The organism is Lelliottia wanjuensis, from assembly GCF_030238365.1.
GTDB classification, from domain to species: Bacteria; Pseudomonadota; Gammaproteobacteria; order Enterobacterales; family Enterobacteriaceae; genus Enterobacter; species Enterobacter wanjuensis.
In genome coordinates this window covers 40,803-63,864 of sequence record NZ_JASSOT010000047.1, presented here as the reverse complement: position 1 = coordinate 63,864, position 23,062 = coordinate 40,803, and the positions used below count along the sequence as shown (strand labels likewise).

Sequence of the window (23,062 nt, the reverse complement as noted above, 5' to 3'; positions counted from 1 at the left end):
AATGACGAAAAATTACATTTCTCGAATCGTTATTACGCAGGTTTTGCAGGAACCGCCCGGATAAAAGGGCGGTTTAGTGCGGGGATCAGCGTTTCAGTTCGGCGAAGGCCGCGCGGATCTCGTCTTCCGGCAGCTGAATCCCGATAAAGACCATGGTGCTGTGCGGCGTTTCGTCGCCCCACGGACGATCCCAGTCGGCGCTATACAGGCGCTGCACGCCCTGAAACAGCAGGCGGTTCAGCTCGCCGTCAATCCACAGCATCCCTTTGTAGCGCAGCAGTTTGTCGGCAAACGACAGCAGCAGGTTTTCCATCACGCGGGAGACATCGCTGATATCCACCGGGTAATCCAGCTCGACCACGATCGAGGTCACGTCGTTTTGTTTGTCGCCGATGAAATGGAAGCGCGGCTTCGCGGCGATGTTCTCTTCCAGCATAAAGCCGTTGGTGTTGAACAGCTGCGCGAGATCGATATCACCGTGGATGACCGTGTAGATCGGCGCGCGGGCGTTGATGCGCGTCAGGCGCTCACGCAGTTTTTCGCAGTCATTGGCCACATCGGTTTTGGTCAGCAGGATGCGGTCCGCGTAGCCAATCTGCGACTGGGCGATGGTGAACTGGTTCATCTGCTCGTCGGCGTGGACCGCATCGACCAGGGCAATCACGCCGTCCAGCAGGTAGCGCTGGCAGAGAATGTCGTGGGAGAAAAAGGTCTGGATGATCGGGCCGGGGTCGGCCATGCCGGTGCATTCGATCACCAGACGGTCAAATTCGATGTCGCCGCGATCGCGGCTGTCGAGCAGATCCAGCAGGGCATCTTCCAGCTCGCTGGAGCGGGTGCAGCAGATGCAGCCGTTGGTCAGGGTTTTGATCTGGGTGGCACGATCGCCAATCAGCTGATCGTCGACGGAGACTTCGCCGAATTCGTTTTCGATTACGGCGATTTTAAAGCCGTGCTGTTCGTTGAGGATGTGGCGCAGCAGGGTGGTTTTGCCCGCGCCGAGAAAGCCGGTTAACAGGGTGACTGCAATAGGGGTCATGTTCTCTCCTTTAGCAACAGCGTACGCCGCTTTTGCCATCGCCGCCGTAGCGCGCTTGCTGGCGCTCGCGGAAGAATTCTTTGTAGGTCATGTACGGTTTATCCGGATGGTTGGTCTGCATATGTTCAACGTAGTTGTCATAGTCCGGAATACCAATCAGCATTTTCGCCGCCTGACCGAGGTATTTTTTTGCTTCGCCTAAGTTACCAAACATTGTGCCATCCAGATAGAAAAAGCCCGGTGGCGCGCAGCGATCCGGGCCTACAGGTTCTGTGTAGGGCGGGTTAGCGCAGCGCCACCCGCCAGGGTCTTAGTGGTGCGAAGAGGTCTTCACGCCGCCTTCCGGGACCGGCACATACGGGGTTTCTTTATCCGTACGGCCTTCGGCGTTACGCACATTCATCCAGGTTTTGATGCCGTAGAAGATGATGCTGTAGACCACGACCAGGAACAGAATACTCAAACCGGCGTTGGTGTAGTTGTTCACCACGATATGGTTCATGTTGGCAATCTGCTGTGCGGTCAGGTCACCGCCGCCCGCGGCAATTTTCGCCTTGTACTGGTTAGCCATAAACAGGAAGCCTTCCAGCTGCGGGTTGGTGCTGAACAGTTTCAGGCCCAGCGCCCAGGTGGTGCACAGCAGCAGCCACAGCGCAGGAACCACCGTCACCCAGATGTATTTGGTGCGTTTCATCTTCACCAGCACCACGGTACCGAGCACCAGCGCGACGGCTGCCAGCATCTGGTTAGAGATACCGAACAGCGGCCACAGGCTCTTCACGCCGCCGAGTGGGTCGACGACGCCCTGATACAGCAGGTAGCCCCACAGACCGACACAGCCTGCGGTGCCCAGCACGCCCGCCACCAGAGAGTCGGTTTTCTTCAGGAACGGCACGAAGTTACCGAGCAAATCTTGCAGCATGAAGCGGCCTGCACGGGTACCAGCGTCCAGCGCGGTCAGGATGAACAGCGCTTCGAACAGAATACCGAAGTGGTACCAGAAGCCCATGTCCGCCCACGGCAGCACTTTGTGGAACACGTGTGCGATACCGACGGCCAGGGTTGGTGCGCCACCCGCACGGTTCAGAATCGACGGCTCGCCGATGTCTTTCGCGGTCTGCATGATCTGCTCAGGCGAGATCACAAAGCCCCAGGAGCTGACGGTCGCCGCCGCGTGGGCACTAGCGTCTTTCAGCTGGGCCATGATCAGCGCCGCGTTGTCGCCACCCATCTCATGCAGGTTTGGCATGGTGATGCCAAGGCCCGCCGGCGGGGTGTTCATCGCGAAGTACAGACCTGGCTCGATGATGGACGCTGCCACCAGGGCCATGATCGCCACGAAGGATTCCATCAGCATTGCACCGTAGCCGATAAAGCGCGCGTCGGTTTCGTTTGCCATCAGCTTCGGCGTGGTGCCGGAAGCGATCAGGGCGTGGAAGCCGGAGACGGCGCCACAGGCGATGGTGATAAACAGGAACGGGAACAGCGCGCCTTTCCACAGTGGACCGGTACCGTCAATGTACTGGGTCACGGCTGGCATTTTCAGTTCCGGGTTGATGATCACGATGCCGATCGCCAGACCGACAATTACGCCGATTTTCAGGAACGTCGCCAGGTAGTCACGCGGGGCCAGAATCAGCCACACCGGCAGCAGCGCAGAGATAAACGCGTAGCCAATCAGGGCGAAGGTAATGGTGGTGTCTTTGAAGGTCAGCGCCGGGCCCCAGTACGGGTCGTGCGCAATGATGCCGCCGAAGTAAATGGAAGCGACCAACAGCACGATACCAATCACCGACACTTCACCGACGCGGCCCGGACGGATAAAGCGCATGTAGATACCCATGAACAGCGCAATCGGTACGGTCGAGCAGACGGTGAACACACCCCACGGGCTTTCGGCCAGGGCTTTCACCACGATCAGCGCCAGCACCGCAAGGATGATGATCATGATCAGGAAGCAGCCGAACAGGGCAATGGTGCCCGGCACGCGGCCCATCTCTTCTTTGATCATCTCACCCAGAGAAGCGCCGTTACGGCGGGTCGAGATGAACAGGACCATGAAGTCCTGCACCGCACCTGCCAGCACCACGCCTGCGAGCAGCCACAGAGTGCCAGGCAGATAGCCCATCTGCGCGGCAAGCACCGGCCCAACCAGCGGACCGGCACCGGCAATCGCGGCAAAGTGGTGACCAAACAGCACGTAGCGGTTGGTAGGCACATAGTTCAGGCCGTCATTGTTAATGACCGCCGGAGTGGAACGCGTCGGGTCAAGTTTCATGACCTTCTGCGCGATGTAAAGACTGTAGTAGCGGTACGCTACCAGATAGACGGAAACCGACGCGACCACGATCCACAGGGCGCTAACGTGTTCACCCCGGCGTAATGCGACAACCGCCAGACAGAAAGCACCGAGGATCCCGAGGAGCGCCCAGGGTACGTGCTTAAGTAGTTTTTTCGTATCCATAGTTAGACCTGGTTTTTTTAACTGGAAAAAGGGCCTGAGTTCATTTTGAGGAGGTATTGATTAATGCTGTGGCGATCTTGCCAGATCGTCGCGCGTGTAAAGGACGGTAAATGGGTGAGTGGTTGATTGCGGTGGGTAAGCGGTCAAAGGCTGGGGCGAGTGGTTCAGGCTCGCCGCCAGCGGGCTGGTTTATGTGATTGAGATCACACTGATTATTCGAGCACCTCGGCAGGCGCGGTGGTCATGTAGCCTTCGAGGGTCTCAAAGAGTTTGTCCCGCAGCCACTGTGGTTCCAGCACCTGAATGTTCGGCAGCCAGTAGAAGATTAGCGGCAGGATCTGATTCTCGTGCGCCGCCTGGCAGCGGATCGTCACGCCGTCGTCGCTTTCCGCAATCACCTCCTGGTCCGGGAGCAGGTCCCGGCGGGTGAAGTAGTGCGAAATAATATTGTTGGTAAATATTTTCACTTCGAAAGTATCTTCGCTCACCCAGGGGTCGAGATTCTTCTCAAGTAATTCTGCCGTATCTGCATCCGGCGTGAAGGTCTCTTTTTGAATATCCAGCCAGTTTATCTGACTTAATGAAAACGATTTCAGTCTGCCATTTTCCGTAGCTTGTAAATACCATATATTTTTTTTGTTAATTAATTTGTACGGATTAATCAGTCGCGTTTTGTCTTTATAAACCATCTGGCAAACGTGCCGCTCTTTTATCGATTTCTCAATCGCCGTCAGATGTCGACGAATATCATTCTGAACCGTGTGTTCGGCGTCGTTGCTGAGGATCAGAATATGGTTCTCTTCGACGCGCGCCTCCAGACTCTGCCAGAACGCGGTGCCGCGGTCAGGAAAATAGTTATCCGCATTCAATAGGTTAGCGACGGCGTTGTGCAGCCCCTGGCCGCTGGCGTTTTGCTGGGCGTGAATCAGACGATACAGGCCATTTCCCGTGTGCTGAACAATGGGGGCGAGAGCATTGAGATCGCGATATACCGTGCGTTCGGTAATTTTAAATTTATGCATCAAGTCGCGACGGTTAACCACACCGTTTAAATGCAGCTCCATAAGAATATCGACGAGTCGTTCAGCCGAGCGGCTGCGGGCTGGAGTTGTCATATTATATTCCCGTTTAGTGCGGTGAAAATCTCTGCAGAATAAGGATCTCACTGACAGAATATGTCAGTGCAACAGAGATAAAATTTATCTTATGGAATATATAACGGCGCGATTTAGGATAAACATTAATAGTTTTTTGCGAAATCCTCCGTAAATGTTCAAATCATCAACACGATTTTCGTAAAGTTTTCTCTAACCAGGCCGAAAATTCTGTTATCTGTCTGATGGAAAGAGAAAGCATGTTAAATCGTATCAAGATTGTCACCAGCTTGTTGCTGGTTTTGGCTATTTTCGGCCTGTTACAACTGACATCCGGTGGACTTTTCTTCAATGCCCTGAAGCATGACAAAGAAAACTTCACTGTCCTACAAACTATTCGCCAGCAACAATCCACGCTTAACGGCAGCTGGGTCGCGTTGCTGCAAACCCGTAATACCCTGAACCGCGCGGGTATCCGTTACATGATGGATCAGAGCAACATCGGCAGCGGCGCCACCGTTGCGGAACTGATGCAGATTGCGTCCGCTTCCCTGAAGCAGGCGGAGAAAAACTGGGCTGATTACGAAGCACTGCCGCGCGATCCGCGTCAGAGCGACGCTGCCGCCCTGGAGATCAAACGTAACTACGATATCTATCACGGTGCGCTGGCCGAGCTTATCCAGCTGCTGGGCGCGGGTAAGATCAATGACTTCTTCGATCAGCCGACCCAGAGCTATCAGGATGGTTTTGAGAAGCAGTACGTGAACTACCTGCAGCAGAACGATCATCTGTATCAGACTGCCGTGGACGACAGCAACAGCTCTTACACTCAGGCGATCTGGGTGCTGATCAGCGTGCTGATCGCGGTGCTGGTGGTGATCGTCGGCGTCTGGCTGGGCATTAAGCAGTCGCTGATCTCTCCGCTGAATCGTCTGATCGACAGCATTCGTCATATCGCCAGCGGCGATCTGGTGAAGCGTATTGACGTCGAAGGCACCAATGAGATGGGCCAACTGGCGGACACTCTGCGTCACATGCAGAGCGAGCTGGTGAGCACCGTTGGCGATGTGCGTAACGGCGCGAATGCGATCTACAGCGGCGCGAGCGAAATCTCTGTCGGTAACAACGATCTCTCTTCCCGTACCGAGCAGCAGGCGGCTTCTCTGGAAGAGACGGCTGCCAGCATGGAAGAGCTGACCGCGACCGTGAAGCAGAACGCCGAAAACGCCCGCCAGGCGAGCAATCTGGCGCTGAGCGCGTCCGAGACTGCGCAGAAGGGCGGGAAAGTGGTGGATAACGTGGTGCAAACCATGCGTGACATCGCGGGCAGTTCGCAGAAAATCGCTGACATCATCAGCGTGATCGACGGGATTGCCTTCCAGACCAACATCCTGGCGCTGAACGCCGCCGTCGAAGCAGCACGTGCGGGCGAACAGGGTCGTGGTTTTGCGGTGGTGGCAGGTGAAGTGCGTAACCTGGCGCAGCGTAGCGCCCAGGCGGCACGCGAAATTAAGAGCCTGATCGAAGACTCCGTGGGCCGCGTCGAGCTGGGGTCAACCCTGGTGGAAAGCGCTGGCGAAACCATGGGCGAGATCGTGAATGCGGTGACCCGCGTGACCGACATTATGGGCGAAATCGCCTCTGCGTCTGATGAGCAGAGCCGCGGTATTGACCAGGTGGGTCTGGCGGTTGCTGAGATGGACCGTGTGACGCAGCAGAACGCCTCGCTGGTGGAAGAGTCCGCTGCGGCAGCTGCCGCGCTGGAAGAGCAGGCGAGCCGTCTGACGCAGGCGGTGGCGGTGTTCCGCATTCAGCAGGAGCAGCAGAAATCACGCGATAACGGCGGGTTGAAAACGCCGGTGGTGACGGCGAAGGGGCGTAAAGCCGCTGCCGCGACGACCGCGTCCAGTGAGAACTGGGAAACCTTCTGATGTAAAAAAAGCGCCCTGTTCAGGAAGGGCGCTTGAGTCGTCTGTTATGTTGCCGGGTGGCGGAAATGCGTGGTCCTTTGTAGGCCCGGTAAGCGCAGCGCCACCGGGCGTTTTTAGGCCGCACAGTCGTTTGTTGCCGGGTGGCGGCTTCGCCTTACCCGGCCTACAAGTTTATACTCCGGTCTGCACCACCTTCATTTCAACCATCCCAATCCCCAGCTTGCGCGGTGAATGTCCGAGAATATTGCCCTCGTTCGTCGACTGCGGGTCTGGCGGCACAATCACGACCGTATTGCTGCGCGACGGGTTCTCGAAATGCAGCGTCGTTGTGGTGACATCGTTGCCAAGGGTGATGGTCTGCTCTTTGTCGCCGATGCGCACCGGGATCGGTTTGTTGGCGTTCGGGCCAAAGGCTTTGGCGGTGATCACCAGATCGAATTTCTCCGGTAGCGGCTGGGCGTATTCGATTTTCACCTCGTTGCCAAGCTGCGCGTTAGACCAGCGTCCCCAGGATTCCGGGCGTGAAATACCGCTAAACTGCTTCACCTCTTCCGGCGCGCCCGCCACGTTAAACACGAAGCTGTCCGCCTTGTAGCGAATATCGTTATCCACCACTTTCAGCAGATCCACGTTGCGCTGATAGCGGTCGGTATTGATCACCGTATCCTTGAACGCGGTTTTGCCTTTCCACTGATCTTTATCCACGCGCTGGACGGTTTGTTCACCGCCGAGCTGGCCCTGGGAGACGCACCAGTCCGTGGAAAGCGACAGCGGCTGCGACCACAGCTGGCCCATCTTGTAGCAGCGGTCGACCCAGACGAAGTTATCGCGCGGGGCGAAGTCGGCCAGCTGGAAGCGCAGCGGCGCGGAGTATTCACTCTCCGGCAGCGGTTCGACGCGGTTATCCGAGACGCGCAGGAGCAGCGGCAGGCGGAAATGGCTGCCCGAGAAGGCAATCATGTTTTTCTTCTGGTCGATGGTGAAATCTTTCATCTCTTTCGGGAAGTTCCACAGGCGGATCACGTCCGGTTTCCACGCCAGAATTTTCTCTTTCATGTTGAGGAACACTTCGGAGAGCGACTGGCCGGAGAGCGTGCTGCGTCCCAGCCCGATGAAGTTATCCCCGCCCAGAATATCCAGCACCGTCGCGCCGTTATCCATGGTGTTGCGTTTGGTGGCGATGACCTCCTGCTGAGGCTGATCGCCGCGCATCACGAAGAACAGGTTGCTGCGATCCTGTTTGTTCAGCTCGTCCCAGGCGGTGTTTTTCATCGCCAGATGGTCGGAAGAAACCACGATCACCGTGTTTTTGAAATACGGCGAGGCTTTGATTTTATTGATAAACGCGGCGATGTGTTCCTGGCTACAGGTCACGGCGCTGAACGACTGGTTGGTCTTGCCGTTGATGTCGTACTTTTTGCGCTCGCAGGTGCGCGAGATAAAGCCGTCCGGGTGGTGCGTATCGACGGTTAAGGCGAATAGCGAGAAGCGTTTTCCGGATTTAGACAGCTCCTCGAATTTCTTCCAGGTTTCGTCCAGCACCGTGTCGTCGTAAAAGCCCCAGTCATTGCGGTAGGACGGGTCGGCAACCGTGGTTTTCAACTCTTCCGCGCCATAGAGATGGTCGAAGCCATGGGATTTCAGGAACACGTCTTTCCCGGCGAAACGCAGGTTGGCCCCCTGCATAAAGTAGTTTTCGTAGCCGGAGTTTTTCAGGATGTCGCCGAGGCAGATATTCTGCGGGAAGAAGCTCGACATCGACGCCGAGGCGTTACCCTCGAACGGCGCGAACAGCGGGATGCCGCACTGGGAGGCGACCATCCCGGCGATGGTGTAATCGGTGCCCGGCAGCTGCGACGTGTGGCTGAAATCCAGCCCTTCGTCTTTCAGCGGGCCGAGATCCGGCGTCAGATTCGGGAAGGCATCGTTATCGAAATAGGTGCGCTCCAGACTTTCGCCGTAGATATAAACCAGGTTCAGCTTCGGGTTGGCGATGGTTTTCGATGGCTCTTTGTAGTAGGCCGTGAAATCTGGATCGCCGTCGCGGGACTGGGATTTCACCAGCTCGGTGATCTGATGGAACGCCGGGCTGGCATCCACGGAGCCGAGCGCCAGCACCAGAGCCAGCAGGCTGTAACCCATATGATGCGGAAGATGACGGCGACGGCGCAGCACCCAGCCGAGGGTGCCAAACACCGCAACCAGCGCCAGCACCAGTCCGGTGCCAGGAAGTATGTACTTACTAACTCCTGCGCCCGTCAGGCTGTTGGTGAGCGTATAGAGCACGGCGTCGTTGATACCGTCACCGGTAAAGTAATCGCTGGCGTACAGGGTAATGTTCAAAACAATAAAAATCCCCAACACCAGTAACGTGGCAATAAACCACCAGGTGTTGCGACCTGCCTTCCAGGCATAGATGCCAATGGAAGCCAGGAACAGGGCAAGGGAAATAAACTCTGACAACAGCTTATCCTCAATAGCGCCAGTCACTTAGCTGGCTAACTGATTATTTTTTGGTTAATACAATTTAATGGCGAAGTCACATAGCTGCAATTCTAGTGTCACTAAAATGTGCTGTTGTTAGGATTTGGTTTAGAAAGTGGAAATTTTGATCGCCGTCGCATCGCGTTATACGGGTGCTGAGACGTAAGAAGATGAGCAAAAAACGAGTCTGACGCCGCGTTGCCAGATTAACCTAACAAACGCGGCCTGTTGTGGCAGAAAAAGGGATGGATCAGGAGAGGAAATTAACGCCTTGTTTCAGCACCAGATCGCAGGCTTTGGTTTTCACCTGCTTCGCCAGCGCGGAGTCGCCGAGGGTGCTCAGGTTCAGCTGCTGGCCGTCTTTGGCATTCAGCAGGCCCTGAATTCCGTCCATATAGTTGGTGTCTTGTTTCTGCTCTTGCGTATCCAGGCCCAGCTTATCGAGAACCTGGTTTTTGATGTTCTGGGTGTCAGTGACCGAGGCCAGCTTCTGTTTCGCGCAATAGCCGAGGATACCCGCCGCGTTGTTCATGGTGCCCGCGCTCAGGCTCTGATTGCTGCCGCCTAACAGGCTGGTGAGAGACGATGCGGACAGACCGCCGTTCTGGGAACTACCGCTGCTTTTGCTCAGCTCGTTCGCTGCGCTGGACAAAGAGTCCTGCCATGACGCCGCGTGGGCGGCACCGGTGAGCAGAACGACGCTGAATGCTGTGCTGAGAAGAATGTGCTTTTTCATAAATTGAACTCAAAAGTGGCCCGTTTCGGGCTGGAAGTGGCTTCAGTATATACCCGCGCAAGGCGCGCCATTCCTGGAAATATCCTAATACTCTTTGCCGGTGACGCGATCGCGGTAGCTACCCCAATTAAAATTAACCCATAGACTCGCGCCAAGACGCATTCTATCCATTACACGCTCGCCTAAGAGCTGGGTCATTTCTTGAAGGGTATAGTTTGTTAGCATACCCGTAGGGCGCTTAGAAGAAGATCTTCTGTCAACTATCTGATTAATGATAACTTTCTCGTATTTTGATTCTGTCTGCACACCAATTTCGTCAATGACTAGTAAATCAACGTTACTTAGATCTTTGAGTAGCTGCTCTTCACTCATATTTTTGTTATTAAAGGTGTCTTTCATGGCGGACATGATATCCGCAACGGTGATTATCAATACTGATTTACCTTGTAGAAGAAGAGCATTGCATATAGCAGCAGCTAGGTGATTTTTACCAGTCCCAGGTTTACCAGTGAAGATAAAACTGGCGATATTATCGTCAAAACCTTCCACGTAAAGTCTAGCTTTTTCAAGTGCATTCTGTTGCCCATCATTTTCAACAATATAATTTTCAAATGAACAATTTTGATGCAGCGGACGAATGCCCGAGCGGTTGAAGGTGCGCTGCATTTTCATGGCGCGGTTTTCGCGCGTCAGGGCTTCGGAGCGCATTTTTCCCTGTTCTTTTTGCCAGGCCAGCAGCTCCTCGCCCGAGGTGAAGGCGGGCTTCACGTTGGCAGGCATCATTTTTTGCAGACGCTTCATCAGGTCGCCGACGTTTTTCATATCATCCTCTGAATCCTGGTGGGATCTGATTATCGGGTTCGGAAATCGTGTTGATATCCCGCTTAGGCTGGCCGCCGTTGCTGGCGCGGTTGATCTGCATGCTGCGGGCGAGTTTTTGCTGCCACTGCACATGATGGAATACTTTGCCTTCGGCCTGCCAGTAAGCGATAAACGCCGCCAGCTCTTCCGGCGTGGCGGGCTGCGTCAGGGCGATGCCCCACAGGGCGGCCTGTCGCTGGAAATTCGCATCCGGCTGCCAGCCAGCGTACATGGCAAATTTGCCCATCGGGACGGTAACCGGCGCGCTGGTCGGTTCTTCAAAGAATTGGGTGTCTAAGGTGACGTCGCTGGCCGGGCGCGACAGACGCGCCTCAATATCCAGAAGCTGGGCCAGGCGTTCAGGCGTGATCGCGTAAAACGCAGGCGCGTTGTCGGCAAACACGGCAAGAGTGCCGCCATCGGCTTTGGCTAAGACGCCACGAGGATCGCGCACAAAGGCATCGATACCGGCGACGCTGGTGGTCAGGAGTCTGGATGACATAACAACTTTCTCTACTGGAATACGACGTCGTGATATGGGGTCATAGTAGCACAGAGAGAAGGGGGGACGGAGGGGGATTTCCCCGGTGGCGCTGCGCCACCGGGGAACGTTCACGGCTGCAATTTCGGATCCGGCCCAAAGCGGTTTTCGCCCGGCGTGCCGCTCTGGCAGTTAAAGGCCAGAATGATCAGCCAGCCGACGATCGGGATCAACACCAGCAGCAGCCACCAGGCCGAACGATCCGTATCGTGGATCCGGCGGAACAGCACCGCCAGCGACGGCAGAAAGACCAGCAGCGCGTAAATGGTGGTGAGAATACCTTCGCCACCCGCGCGCTCCCATCCCAGAATTTTATCGACAATTCCCAGCACGAGCGTGAGGATGAAGTTCACCAGAACGAACATCCAGTACTCTTTGCGACGGGCGCGACCACTGAACCCCACGTAATTTCTCAGTACTTTTAGATACCAGTCCATTTTCTGCCTCGACATTCAGACAATCTCTTGTTTTTTAAGCGATCGAGGTAAGGATAGTCGCAGATTCTGAATTAAAAAAGGGCATCCGAGGATACCCTTAAAATTTAGCGAAAACGCGTATCGCGGCCGTGCGGCTCGTCCAGATCCTGCCACGGTCCGATGGAGATAATGCCCGTCGGGTTGATGGTTTTATGGCTGCGATAGTAGTGGGTGCGGATGTGGTCGAAATCGACGGTCTCAGCGATGCCGTCCATCTGATAAATATCGCGCAGGAAACCGTACAGATTCAGGTAATCGCTGACGCGGTGTTTATCGCACTTAAAGTGGGTGACGTACACCGGATCGAAGCGGACCAGCGTAGTCCACAGGCGAATATCGGCTTCCGTCAGGCGGTCGCCCGTCAGATAGCGGTGCTGGCCCAGGATCTGCTCCAGGCGCGCCAGGGATTCAAAGACTTTTCCGACCGCTTCGTCGTAAGCTTCCTGGCTGGTGGCAAAACCGGCTTTGTAGACGCCGTTGTTGACGTTGTCGTAGATCCAGCTGTTCAGCTCGTCGATCTTATCGCGCAGCTCTGGTGGGTAAAAATCACCGGCCCGCGCGCCCTGGGCGTCAAACGTCGTATTGAACATGCGAATGATTTCAGCAGATTCATTGCTGACGATAGTCTGGTTTTTTTTGTCCCACAGGACCGGGACGGTGACGCGACCCGTGTAGTGCGGGTCGGCGTGCAGATAGAGCTGATAGAGGAAATCGTGGTGGTAAAGATCGTCGCCGGTGGCAGCAGGGAAGTCGCTGTCGAAGGTCCAGCCGTTTTCCAGCATCAGCGGATTGACGACGGAAACAGGAATTAAGGAGTCCAGCCCTTTGAGCTTGCGCACGATCAGCGTGCGGTGCGCCCACGGACAGGCGAGGGAAACATAAAGATGGTAGCGATCTTTTTCTGCCGCAAAGCCGCCTTCACCGCTTGGGCCCGGTGCGCCATCGGCGGTCAGCCAGTTACGGAAAGCCGAAACAGAACGCTTGAAGCGTCCTCCAGTGGATTTGGTGTCGTACCAAATATCCTGCCAGACGCCGTCAACTAATTGTCCCATTCTTTCCTCCTTCAGACTTCAGATAGCAAAAGCGAGGAGAAATCTCCTCGCTTTTTTATTCAGTATAGCGTGCTTACCACTTCTTATTCAGAACACGGTCGATGCTGAAAGCGCCAGGACCGGTGATAGCCAGCAGCAGGAAGCCGCCTGCGATGGTCAGGTTTTTCATGAACATCAGGGAGTTCATACCTTCCGCAAAGTTGCTGTGGAAGATGAACGCCGTCAGCAGGGTGAAGCCTGCGGTGAACAGCGCGGTAGTGCGAGTCAGGAAACCGAACAGCACTGCCAGACCACCGCCGAACTCAAGCAGGATAGTCAGGGGCAGCAGGAACCCCGGGACGCCCATCGCTTCCATGTACTGCTGAGTACCTGCATAACCGGTAATTTTGCCCCAGCCCGCAGTGATAAACAGAATTGGCATCAATACACGCGCAACCAGCAAACCAACATCTTCTAATTTTTTCATTTTACTCTCCAGAAAACCACTTACGCGGCTGACGATTATTTGTGTGCAAATCCGGGTAGATACCGCGTGTTTGCTGTCGATGGAGAGGATAATAAACGTGACGAATGACAATTGTTAGCAAGGAAAACTGTCAATCTTCTTCAAAGATATTGAGTGAGTGGAATCGGGGAAGTGTGCCGGGTGGCGGCTTCGCCTTACCCGGCCTACGGGCACGGCTTGGTTTTGTAGGCCGGGTAAGCGTGAGCGCCACCCGGCAATACCACAGACGCTAAGACCGTAACTGCTGCTGGCGCAACGTCGATTTGACCAGACGCCAGGCACTCCAGGCACCGAAGCCGCGTCGTGCCCAGCGGACTAACATGCTGGGGTGACGAACCGACCAGATGGCCATCACGCTGCTGCCAACCAGTGCCCACGAGCGCAGGCTCAGGAAGGTGTTCCAGCCGCGATCGTAGGAACGCGTGACCTCCAGCCAGTCGCGACGGCTGGCCGTCAGATCCAGCCGTTGCTGCTGGATCTGGCTTAACAGATACGCTTTGCGTTTACGACGTTCCGTTGTGCTGCTCACGGCTTCTCATCCTCCAGCAGCGCGCGGTCGTTGGCCAGCTCCTGACGGGTATGACGCAGCAGCGTTGAACTGCGTGCTTTATGCAGCGTCCAGATCCCGCCAATGAGCGCGCCCACCAACAGCACGACGGTCGTGGCGATCATCGCGTTCAGGCGGTACTGCGGATCGATAGCCCAGATGATTAACACCATCAGGCTCATCAGCCCGAACGCGGCGAAGAGCATGGTCAGTCCCAGCATCAGCAGCATCTGGAAGAGATTGGCTTTCTCCTCTTCCAGCTCCACCACCGCCAGGCGAACCCGCGTTTCGGCAATCCCGACGAGCGTGGTTAACATACGCTGGCCAATGCCGAGGACGTTTTTAGCCGGCCCTTGTGCGTGACGAGGATCTTCCATAATCAGCGACGCGTCAGCAGAACGCCCAGAACCACACCGACGGCCGCGCCGATGCCCACGCCGGTCCACGGATTATCGCGGACATATTCGTCGGCCTTCGCAGCCGCTTCGCGGGTCTGTTTCGCCAGCGCATCACCGGTTTCACCCAGGCGATAGCGGCTCTCTTTCAGCGCGCTTTCCGCTTTGGAGCGGAGTTTGCTCAGCTCTTCTTTCGATTTGTCGGTAGAAGAGTTCAGTACCTCTTCCAGGGTATCCGCCAGGGATTTCAACTCAGCGCGCAGATGTTCTGAAGTCGTATCTTTAGACATAATTCTCTCCTGTTGAGATTTCCGTTAACTCAATAATCGCGAGCTTCAAGGGCTTTCAGTTCTTCTTCGGCCTCTTTCAGCTTATCTTCACGCTTAGCAATCTTCTCCGCATCCCCTTTCTCTTTCGCCTCTTTCAGGTCTTGACGGCGTTCAGCAATCTCGTCCTTCTGTTCAGCGATTTTCTTCTGGTGATCGGCACGCAGCTTGCTATCCGAGCAGTTGGCTTTCACTTCGCTCAGCGCTTTTTTCAGACCGTCGATACGGTGCTGATTATTATGCTTCTCGGCATAAGTGATCTCGCGCTGGATGTCCTTTTCTTTCTCCTGACAGAGAGTGTTAGCAAAGGACGCGGTGCTCAAAGAAAAAAGGGCCAAAGCCAGAGTGATGCGGTATTTCATTATAGAAACCTTCCATTGTGTTACGGCACTTGTAAAGAGTATGCCGCTTTTCCAGTGTCATGCGGAGAACTTCTGAGGGGTGCTCCGCGTACTTAAGCATAGTAAGTAAACGGGGTAATCACCAAAGTGAGTGAAAAGATTCAGAATCCTGGTAATTAACCAAACCGATGCGAGGTGTCTCGCAGCCGCGTTAACCACAGTGCCGTCTGACTCTCATCGTCCTGCAGCGCCACGATATACCCGCGCGGCAGGGAGCGGTCGAGAACCTCTTTCGCGGCAGCGCTTTGGGCGCTGGAGTCAAACTTGATCAGCAAAACGTCGTCCTGCGGCGTAATGCTTTTGAAGCGAATGCCGTTCGCATCCAGATGGTGCCAGACAGAAAAACCGTCCGGCACGCTGGCGCCCTGGCTCATCGGGCGAATGGCGAGCGTCGATTCCTGATGCTGAACTGCCGTCCACACCAGCACCATCGCGCTGAGGATCGTCAGCGCAATCAGGGCGTAAGACAGGCGGCGCAGGGAACGCGGCGTGATCACCATATTAATTGCGCGCCCCGTATTTCTTCTTCAGCAGGACGTACACCGAACCGAGCAGGCCGAACACCAGCAGCACCACCGGGAGCAGCATCAGGCAGGACATCAGCTGATCTTCGTATTTCAGGAACACCGGCGTTTTGCCGAGCAAGTAGCCGAGGGTGGTTAAAATCAGCACCCACAGCAGGCCGCTCATCCAGTTGAAGAACTGGAAACGGGCGCTGCTCAGGCCAGAAAGACCGGCGATGGTTGGCAGCAGGGTACGAACAAAAGCGATAAAGCGGGCGATCAGCAGCGCAGAGAGACCGTGCTTATGGAACAGGTGATGGGCGCGCTGGTGATAGTGGGCCGGAAGATGAGAAAGCCAGTTCTGCACGATGCGCGTATTGCCAAGCCATCGTCCCTGAATGTAACTCACCCAGCAGCCAAGGCTTGCGGCGATAGTGAGCAGTAACACCGTTTGCGGAAAGGCCATCGCTCCTTTAGCGCACAACACACCGACCAGCACTAACAGGCTGTCGCCGGGCAGGAAGGCAGCAGGAAGCAGTCCGTTCTCAAGGAACAGGATCATAAACAAGACGAAATAGAGCATGCCGATCATGGACGGATTGGCCAGGGTTTCGAAATCCTGGGCCCATAAGGCATTCAGTAATTGGGTCAAAAGTTCCATTCAGTGTTCCTGGAAATCGGTTAACGTCTCGCCTGTTATTCGGGGTAAACAGCTCAGCGACATCGTTTATGATTTCATTATGGTCGCTCGCGGACACAATGTGGTGGCCAGAACTGATCCCTGTTAAATGGCTAGGTAAGCAAGCACTAACTAAAAAATGCAATTTGCATCCAATTGTAACAAAGCCCGAGGTAATGCGTCACAGAATTTGCGATCGGCCGGGGAAATGATTTTGGCCTATGGAGAGGAACTGACGCGAGGGTATTTACACAGGCTGACACTATATATGTTTACTGACCCACAGCGAGCCGGAAGGCGCAGCGGTGCGCCTGCCAGCGTTGCGGGGACTTATTTTGCCTGACTGGATGCGGTATCGAGATGAACAACCGGATTATCAGCAAAAAGATAGCGGTCGGCGTTAAATTCGAAGTCATCACTGGTTTCGTTGAACAGCATCAGCTTGGTGTTTTCCAGATGCTGCCACATCGCCAGCTTCGCGGCATGCGGGTCTTTACGAATCAGCGCTTTAAGAATCTGATCGTGATCGTCGCACCAGTTGTCGACGGTACGGGAATCAATGTGATCGTGTAATTTCTTCCAGTACGGGTTGTGAACGCGCTGAGTCCACATTTTTTCGACGATTGCGGCCAGCGCCGTATTTTGCGTGGCGAGGGCAACCTGAACGTGGAATTGCAGATCCCATTCGGAATCGCGAAAACATTTTTCTTTGCGTGCCTGATCCTGGATTTCCATCAACTTCATGATGTCCTGCTTGGTCACCTGGGTTGCGGCAAATTCAGCGATATTACTTTCGATCAGCTGACGGGCCTGGAGCAGTTCGAACGGACCGTAGCTGGCGAACTCCAGACTTTCGTCCGGCACCGGGGAGTGTTTTGGCAGGTTGGAAATCACGTGAATGCCGGAACCTTTGCGCACCTCAACGTAGCCTTCGACTTCCAGCATGATGATGGCTTCACGCACCACGGTGCGGCTGACGCTCTTTTCATCAGCAATAAAACGTTCGGCAGGCAGTTTATCACCGACGAGATAGACACCTTGCTCGATGCGATCTTTCAGCTCGGCAGCAAGTTGCTGATACAAACGACGTGATTCGGTGATTTCCATATGCGCTCCAGGCAGGGTACGGCGGATGATTTGTTATACCACTTTTGCGAGCCAGTCTCCAGATTTCCCCATGAAAAAGCCGCCCGGAAGGCGGCTTCGTTGATATCAGATAAATTGCGCTAACTCTGTTCCGCGGGTCCGCCAACCTGAGAGTTGAGTAGCTCCTCGGCGGACTGGTTTTTCAGCACCGTCCAGATCACCACGGCACCCATCAGGTCGAAGATTGCCAGTACCGCGAACAGCGGGCTAAAGCCGATGGTATCGGCCAGCGCACCGACCACCAGAGCAAACATGGTACTCGCGGTCCACGCAGCCATCCCGGTCAGGCCGTTGGCGGTGGCCACTTCGTTACGTCCAAAGACGTCAGAAGAGAGGGTAATCAGTGCCCCAGACAGAGACTGGTGCGCAAAACCACCGATACACAGCAGGCCGATGGCCACGTATGGGCTGGTGAACAGGCCGATCATGCCAGGGCCAATCATCAGCAGTGCGCCCATGGTCACCACCATTTTACGGGAGACGATCAGGTTCACACCGAACCAGCGCTGGAACAGCGGTGGCAGGTAGCCGCCGACGATACAGCCGAGGTCAGCAAACAGCATAGGCATCCAGGCAAACATCGCGATTTCTTTCAGGTTAAAGCCGTAGACTTTAAACATGAACAGCGGGATCCAGGCGTTGAATGTCCCCCAGGCCGGTTCTGCCAGGAAGCGCGGCAGGGCGATACCCCAGAACTGACGGGTACCCAGAATCTGCCACACGGACATTTTTTTACCGTTGTTGGTCTGGTGATGGGATTCCTGACCGCCAATGATGTATTCGCGTTCTTCGTCAGACAGTTTCTTCTGATCGCGCGGGTGTTTGTAGAAGATCAGCCAGGCCATCGCCCAGGCGAAGCTCAGCACGCCGGAGATAATGAACGCCAGCTGCCAGCTGTGCATCACGATCGCCCAGACCACCAGCGGTGGAGCAATCATCGCACCGATAGATGAACCGACGTTAAAGTAGCCGACTGCTATAGAGCGTTCTTTTGCCGGGAACCACTCGGAGCTCGCTTTCAGACCCGCAGGGATCATCGCCGCTTCCGCTGCACCGACCGCACCACGCGCCAGCGCCAGTCCGCCCCAGCTGCCTGCCAGCGCTGTCGCGCCGCAGAAGATAGCCCAGGTGACGGCGAAGAAGGCGTAGCCCACTTTGGTACCCAGGATATCCAGAAGGTAGCCCGCAACAGGCTGCATGATGGTATAAGCCGCGGAGTAGGCCGCGATAATGTAGGAATACTGCTGGGTGGAGATGTGCAGCTCTTCCATTAGCGTTGGCGCAGCCGCCGCTATGGTGTTACGCGTCAGGTAACCCAGCACGGTGCCGAGCGTCACCAGTGCAATCATGTACCAACGTAACCCTTTAATTTTACGCATCTAAAACCTCATCGTTATAGTATTGCCGCGCCGGAGCACGGTACATCTCGACCGTTTCCGGGAGCTGTCTTGTAACGGGAGGGCGTAACCGGGAGTGTCTCCCGGAACGGCCCGAACCTTGCCAGTTGTCATCGTGCAGAAGTCGGTATCCGTACCGCTAATTCCGGTGATTTCACACCGGTAACGCATTCCGTCGGCTTATATGTTGCGACGGCGAAAAGATAACTTGTCATACAGCTTTAAAAGGTGAGTGACATCACAAATGTGTGAAACTTTGTGTGGTCATTATTAACCCTGCGCAAAGCCAGATGCGGCGCGGCTTGCGGCGGGGTTTGCTCCTTTAGGGGTAATTTATTTGTCAGCGTTTATTGATCTAACTCACGAAAAAAACATCGGTCTCTGGAAATTGGTGTGATAACTTTGCAGCATCTGAACACACGCTTTAGCTTTCCGACACTCTCGTGATAGAGGAAGACGATAATGACGCCGTTTATGACCGAAGATTTCCTGTTAGATACCGAATTTGCCCGCCGTCTGTACCACGACTACGCAAAAGACCAGCCGATTTTCGACTACCACTGCCATTTACCGCCGCAGCAGGTTGCCGAAAATTACCGTTTCAAAAACCTGTATGACATCTGGCTGAAGGGTGACCACTACAAATGGCGCGCCATGCGTACCAACGGCGTGGCCGAGCGCCTGTGTACTGGCGACGCGACTGACCGCGAGAAGTTTGATGCCTGGGCCGCGACCGTGCCGCACACCATCGGCAACCCGCTGTATCACTGGACTCATCTGGAACTGCGTCGTCCGTTCGGCATCACCGGCAAACTGCTGTCGCCTTCTACCGCTGACGAGATCTGGAACCAGTGCAACGACCTGCTGGCGCAGGACAAATTCTCCGCGCGCGGCATTATGAAGCAGATGAACGTGAAGATGGTCGGCACGACCGACGACCCGATCGACACCCTGGAGCACCATGCGGTGGTGGCACAGGACAGCAGCTTTGACATCAAAGTGTTGCCGAGCTGGCGCCCGGATAAAGCTTTCAACATTGAACAGGCGACCTTCGGCGACTACATGGCGAAGCTGGCCGAAGTCTCTGATACGGATATTCGTCGTTTCACCGATCTGCAAACGGCGCTGACCAAACGTCTCGACCACTTTGCGGCTCACGGCTGTAAAGTCTCTGACCATGCGCTGGATGTGGTGCTGTTCGCGGAATCGAATGAAGCCGAACTGGACAGTATCCTGGCGCGCCGTCTGGCGGGTGAATCCCTGACCGGGCACGAAGTGGCTCAGTTCAAAACCGCCGTGCTGGTGTTCCTCGGCGCGGAATACGCGCGTCGTGGCTGGGTGCAGCAGTACCACATCGGTGCGCTGCGCAACAACAACCAGCGCCAGTTCAAACTGCTGGGCGCAGACGTCGGCTTCGACTCCATCAACGACCGCCCGATGGCGGAAGAGCTGTCGAAACTGCTGAGCAAACAGAACGAACAAAATCTGCTGCCAAAAACCATCCTCTATTGCCTGAATCCACGCGATAACGAAGTGCTGGGCACCATGACCGGTAACTTCCAGGGCGAAGGGATGCCAGGCAAGATGCAGTTCGGTTCCGGCTGGTGGTTCAACGATCAGAAAGACGGCATGGAACGTCAGATGACGCAGCTCGCGCAGTTGGGTCTGTTAAGCCGCTTCGTTGGCATGCTGACCGACAGCCGCAGCTTCCTCTCTTATACCCGCCATGAATATTTCCGCCGCATTCTGTGCCAGATGATTGGCCGCTGGGTGGCTGCGGGTGAAGCCCCGGCCGATATCCAGCTGCTGGGCGAAATGGTGAAAAACATCTGCTTTAACAATGCGCGCGATTACTTCGCCATTGAACTGAACTAAGGCCGTTTGAGGTTGATATGCAATACATCAAGATCCATTCGCTGGATAACGTTGCCGTAGCGCTGGCGGATCTGAGTGAAGGCGCGGAAGTGACCGTGGAAAACCAGACCATCACCTTGCGCCAGGCGATTGTACGCGGGCATAAATTTGCCGTGTTCCCCATCGCCAAAGGCGAAAACGTGGTGAAGTATGGTCTGCCGATCGGTCATGCGCTGGCGGATATTGCGCCGGGTGAACATATTCATTCCCACAATACCCGCACCAATCTCAGCGATCTGGACGAGTACAGCTATCAACCTGATTTTCAGGCTGAAGAGGGGCAGGGGGCAGATCGTGACGTCGAGATCTACCGTCGCGCCAGCGGAGAAGTCGGGATCCGCAACGAACTGTGGATCCTGCCGACCGTCGGCTGCGTGAATGGGATTGCGCGTCAAATTCAGAACCGTTTTCTGAAAGAGACGAACAATGCCGAAGGCACCGACGGCGTGTTCCTGTTCAGCCACACCTACGGCTGCTCGCAGCTGGGGGACGACCATATCAATACACGCACCATGCTGCAAAATATGGTGCGCCACCCGAACGCAGGCGCGGTGCTGGTGATTGGCCTCGGATGTGAAAACAACCAGGTTGATGCATTCCGCGAAACGCTGGGGGATTTCGATCCTGAGCGCGTGCACTTTATGGTGTGTCAGCATCAGGATGACGAAGTGGAAGCGGGCCTTGAACAGCTGCATCAGCTGTATGAGGTGATGCGCCACGACAAACGCGAGCCGGGCAAACTGAGCGAGCTGAAATTTGGTCTGGAGTGCGGCGGGTCCGATGGTCTGTCAGGCATCACCGCCAACCCGATGCTGGGCCGCTTCTCGGATTACATGATCACCAACGGCGGCACCACCGTGCTGACCGAAGTGCCGGAGATGTTCGGTGCGGAACGTATCCTGATGAGCCACTGCCGCGACGAAGAGACGTTTGAAAAAACCGTCACCATGGTGAACGACTTCAAACAGTATTTCATCGCCCACAATCAGCCGATTTACGAAAACCCGTCACCGGGCAACAAAGCGGGCGGCATTACCACGCTCGAGGAGAAATCCCTCGGCTGCACGCAAAAAGCCGGTGCCAGCCAGGTCGTTGACGTCCTGCGCTACGGTGAACGCCTGAAAACGCACGGTCTGAATCTGCTCAGCGCGCCGGGGAATGACGCCGTCGCCACCAGTGCGCTGGCGGGCGCAGGCTGTCATATGGTGCTGTTCAGCACCGGACGTGGCACGCCGTACGGCGGTTTTGTGCCGACGGTGAAAATCGCCACCAACAGCGAGCTGGCAGCGAAGAAAAAGCACTGGATCGATTTTGATGCGGGGCAGTTGATTCACGGCAAAGCCATGCCGCAGCTGCTGAATGAGTTTATCGATACGATCGTCGATTTCGCCAACGGCAAGCAGACCTGCAACGAAAAGAACGATTTCCGCGAGCTGGCGATTTTCAAAAGCGGTGTGACGCTGTAAGGCGTCGCATGTGTTGCCAGGTGGCGGCTGCGCCTTACCCGGCCTACAAGGTCAAGGTCACCTGTAGGCCCGGTAAGCGCAGCGCCACCGGGCGATTTTCACAGGCGATAACGCAGCTTACTGCGCCTGCTGTTTCTTATCGTGCTGATGGTTAACCCACGCGTTAATGATCAGCGTCAGCGCCAGAATACCAAACACCACGCCCAGCGAAATCGCGATCGGGATATGGTAGAAATCGACGATCAGCATCTTGATACCGATAAACACCAGAATCACCGACAGGCCGTATTTCAGCATCGAGAAGCGCTCCGCCACGCCCGCCAGCAGGAAGTACATCGCACGCAAGCCGAGGATCGCAAACAGGTTAGAGGTCAACACGATAAACGGATCGGTGGTCACCGCGAAGATCGCCGGAATGCTGTCGACCGCAAAGATCACGTCGCTCAGCTCGACCAGAATCAGCACCAGCAGCAGCGGCGTCGCAAACAGCAGGCCGTTCTTACGCACGAAGAAGTGCTCGTTGTCGATGGTGTCGGTCATGCGCAGATGCCCACGGATCCACTTCACCAGCGGCTTCTCGCCAATCCCGGTTTCGTCCTCTTTCGCCAGCGCCATTTTCACACCTGTGAACAGCAGGAACGCGCCGAAGACATACAGCAGCCACTCGAACTGGGTAATCAGCCAGCTACCGGCGAAGATCATCACCGTACGCAGGATAATCGCGCCCAGCACGCCGTAGACCAGCACGCGACGCTGCAGTGCCGCAGGCACCGCAAAATAGCTGAACAGCATCAGCCAGACAAAGACGTTATCAACGGCGAGGGCTTTCTCAATCAGATAGCCGGTGAGGAAGGCGAGCGCCTGTGGGTCCGCCACCGCACGGCCTTCCGTTTGTGCCAGATACCACCAGAACGCGGCGCAGAACAGCAGGGAGAGGGTGACCCATACCAGCGACCAGGCAGCAGCCTGTTTCATGGTCATACCATGTGCGCCGCGACGGCCCTGTAAAAAGAGGTCGATCGCCAGCATGATGACCACCACGACTGCGAATCCGCCCCATAACATTGGAGTGCCGACAGAGTGCATAGAGATTTTTCCTTCCATA

The 23,062-nt window shown here is 55.6% G+C and carries 23 protein-coding genes; 3 read left to right on the top strand and 20 right to left on the bottom strand.

Annotation, left to right across the window (positions count from 1 at the left end; all coding sequences use genetic code 11):
• Positions 1–85: 85 nt before the first annotated feature.
• The 4 genes from yjiA to QQF33_RS03800 form a co-directional block, all read right to left on the bottom strand.
• A complete protein-coding gene (yjiA, locus tag QQF33_RS03815; protein WP_285157407.1) occupies positions 86–1,039 on the bottom strand; it encodes a GTPase in 954 nt (317 codons plus the stop codon).
• Positions 1,040–1,049: 10 nt separating this feature from the next.
• Positions 1,050–1,253 carry a YbdD/YjiX family protein gene (locus QQF33_RS03810; RefSeq protein WP_282493440.1) on the bottom strand — a complete coding sequence of 68 codons (204 nt, stop codon included), beginning with the start codon at positions 1,251–1,253 and terminating at the stop codon, positions 1,050–1,052.
• Positions 1,254–1,349: 96 nt separating this feature from the next.
• Complete coding sequence (locus QQF33_RS03805; protein ID WP_095280643.1) at positions 1,350–3,503, bottom strand: carbon starvation CstA family protein; 2,154 nt, start codon at positions 3,501–3,503, stop codon at positions 1,350–1,352.
• 212 nt (positions 3,504–3,715) lie between these two features.
• Positions 3,716–4,618 (bottom strand): helix-turn-helix transcriptional regulator, encoded by a 903-nt coding sequence (locus tag QQF33_RS03800; RefSeq protein ID WP_285145584.1) that lies wholly within the window; start codon positions 4,616–4,618, stop codon positions 3,716–3,718.
• A gap of 239 nt (positions 4,619–4,857) precedes the next feature.
• Between QQF33_RS03800 and tsr the strand changes: the two genes are divergently transcribed.
• Positions 4,858–6,528, top strand: a complete 1,671-nt coding sequence (gene tsr / locus QQF33_RS03795) for a methyl-accepting chemotaxis protein (protein ID WP_285145583.1) — start codon at positions 4,858–4,860, stop codon at positions 6,526–6,528.
• 171 nt (positions 6,529–6,699) lie between these two features.
• Here the strand turns inward: tsr and opgB are convergent, their stop codons facing one another.
• The 15 genes from opgB to QQF33_RS03720 form a co-directional block, all read right to left on the bottom strand.
• The gene (opgB, locus tag QQF33_RS03790; protein ID WP_285157406.1) at positions 6,700–8,991 is read right to left on the bottom strand and encodes a phosphatidylglycerol--membrane-oligosaccharide glycerophosphotransferase; all 2,292 of its coding nucleotides are present in this window, start codon (positions 8,989–8,991) and stop codon (positions 6,700–6,702) included.
• A 271-nt stretch (positions 8,992–9,262) separates the two neighbouring features.
• Positions 9,263–9,748, bottom strand: coding sequence for a DUF2501 domain-containing protein (locus QQF33_RS03785; protein WP_095280647.1), 486 nt, complete (start codon positions 9,746–9,748; stop codon positions 9,263–9,265).
• 84 nt (positions 9,749–9,832) lie between these two features.
• On the bottom strand, positions 9,833–10,570 hold the full coding sequence (gene dnaC, locus QQF33_RS03780; protein ID WP_285157405.1) for a DNA replication protein DnaC: 738 nt from the start codon (positions 10,568–10,570) through the stop codon (positions 9,833–9,835).
• Between the two features lies 1 nt (position 10,571).
• On the bottom strand, positions 10,572–11,111 hold the full coding sequence (gene dnaT / locus QQF33_RS03775; RefSeq protein ID WP_285157404.1) for a primosomal protein DnaT: 540 nt from the start codon (positions 11,109–11,111) through the stop codon (positions 10,572–10,574).
• A gap of 110 nt (positions 11,112–11,221) precedes the next feature.
• Positions 11,222–11,587 carry a DUF805 domain-containing protein gene (locus QQF33_RS03770; RefSeq protein WP_282491756.1) on the bottom strand — a complete coding sequence of 122 codons (366 nt, stop codon included), beginning with the start codon at positions 11,585–11,587 and terminating at the stop codon, positions 11,222–11,224.
• 104 nt (positions 11,588–11,691) lie between these two features.
• Entirely contained in the window at positions 11,692–12,678 is a 987-nt protein-coding gene (locus tag QQF33_RS03765) for a glutathione S-transferase family protein (protein WP_285157403.1), read from the bottom strand.
• Between the two features lie 73 nt (positions 12,679–12,751).
• Positions 12,752–13,144, bottom strand: a complete 393-nt coding sequence (locus QQF33_RS03760) for a DoxX family protein (protein WP_282491754.1) — start codon at positions 13,142–13,144, stop codon at positions 12,752–12,754.
• 268 nt (positions 13,145–13,412) lie between these two features.
• Positions 13,413–13,712, bottom strand: coding sequence for a YqjK-like family protein (locus QQF33_RS03755; RefSeq protein WP_282491753.1), 300 nt, complete (start codon positions 13,710–13,712; stop codon positions 13,413–13,415).
• Complete coding sequence (locus QQF33_RS03750; RefSeq protein ID WP_282491752.1) at positions 13,709–14,107, bottom strand: phage holin family protein; 399 nt, start codon at positions 14,105–14,107, stop codon at positions 13,709–13,711. Before QQF33_RS03750 ends, QQF33_RS03755 begins: the two co-directional genes overlap by 4 nt.
• A 2-nt stretch (positions 14,108–14,109) precedes the next feature.
• Positions 14,110–14,415: a DUF883 family protein gene (locus QQF33_RS03745; RefSeq protein ID WP_282491751.1), complete on the bottom strand. Its 306-nt coding sequence runs from the start codon at positions 14,413–14,415 to the stop codon at positions 14,110–14,112.
• Between the two features lie 29 nt (positions 14,416–14,444).
• Entirely contained in the window at positions 14,445–14,813 is a 369-nt protein-coding gene (locus tag QQF33_RS03740) for a DUF1090 domain-containing protein (RefSeq protein WP_282491750.1), read from the bottom strand.
• Between the two features lie 155 nt (positions 14,814–14,968).
• Positions 14,969–15,352: an EnvZ/OmpR regulon moderator MzrA gene (gene mzrA, locus QQF33_RS03735; RefSeq protein WP_285157402.1), complete on the bottom strand. Its 384-nt coding sequence runs from the start codon at positions 15,350–15,352 to the stop codon at positions 14,969–14,971.
• A 1-nt stretch (position 15,353) separates the two neighbouring features.
• Positions 15,354–16,016 carry a DedA family general envelope maintenance protein YqjA gene (gene yqjA, locus QQF33_RS03730; protein WP_282491748.1) on the bottom strand — a complete coding sequence of 221 codons (663 nt, stop codon included), beginning with the start codon at positions 16,014–16,016 and terminating at the stop codon, positions 15,354–15,356.
• Positions 16,017–16,364: 348 nt separating this feature from the next.
• Positions 16,365–17,141 carry a transcriptional regulator ExuR gene (exuR, locus tag QQF33_RS03725; protein WP_282491747.1) on the bottom strand — a complete coding sequence of 259 codons (777 nt, stop codon included), beginning with the start codon at positions 17,139–17,141 and terminating at the stop codon, positions 16,365–16,367.
• Between the two features lie 119 nt (positions 17,142–17,260).
• Positions 17,261–18,559, bottom strand: coding sequence for an MFS transporter (locus tag QQF33_RS03720; protein ID WP_282491746.1), 1,299 nt, complete (start codon positions 18,557–18,559; stop codon positions 17,261–17,263).
• Positions 18,560–19,039: 480 nt separating this feature from the next.
• Between QQF33_RS03720 and uxaC the strand changes: the two genes are divergently transcribed.
• Entirely contained in the window at positions 19,040–20,452 is a 1,413-nt protein-coding gene (uxaC, locus tag QQF33_RS03715) for a glucuronate isomerase (protein WP_285157401.1), read from the top strand.
• A gap of 17 nt (positions 20,453–20,469) precedes the next feature.
• A complete protein-coding gene (locus QQF33_RS03710) occupies positions 20,470–21,957 on the top strand; it encodes a UxaA family hydrolase (protein WP_285148204.1) in 1,488 nt (495 codons plus the stop codon).
• Positions 21,958–22,074: 117 nt separating this feature from the next.
• Here QQF33_RS03710 and QQF33_RS03705 read toward each other — a convergent pair whose 3' ends face one another.
• A complete protein-coding gene (locus tag QQF33_RS03705; RefSeq protein WP_282491742.1) occupies positions 22,075–23,043 on the bottom strand; it encodes a TerC family protein in 969 nt (322 codons plus the stop codon).
• Positions 23,044–23,062: the final 19 nt, after the last annotated feature.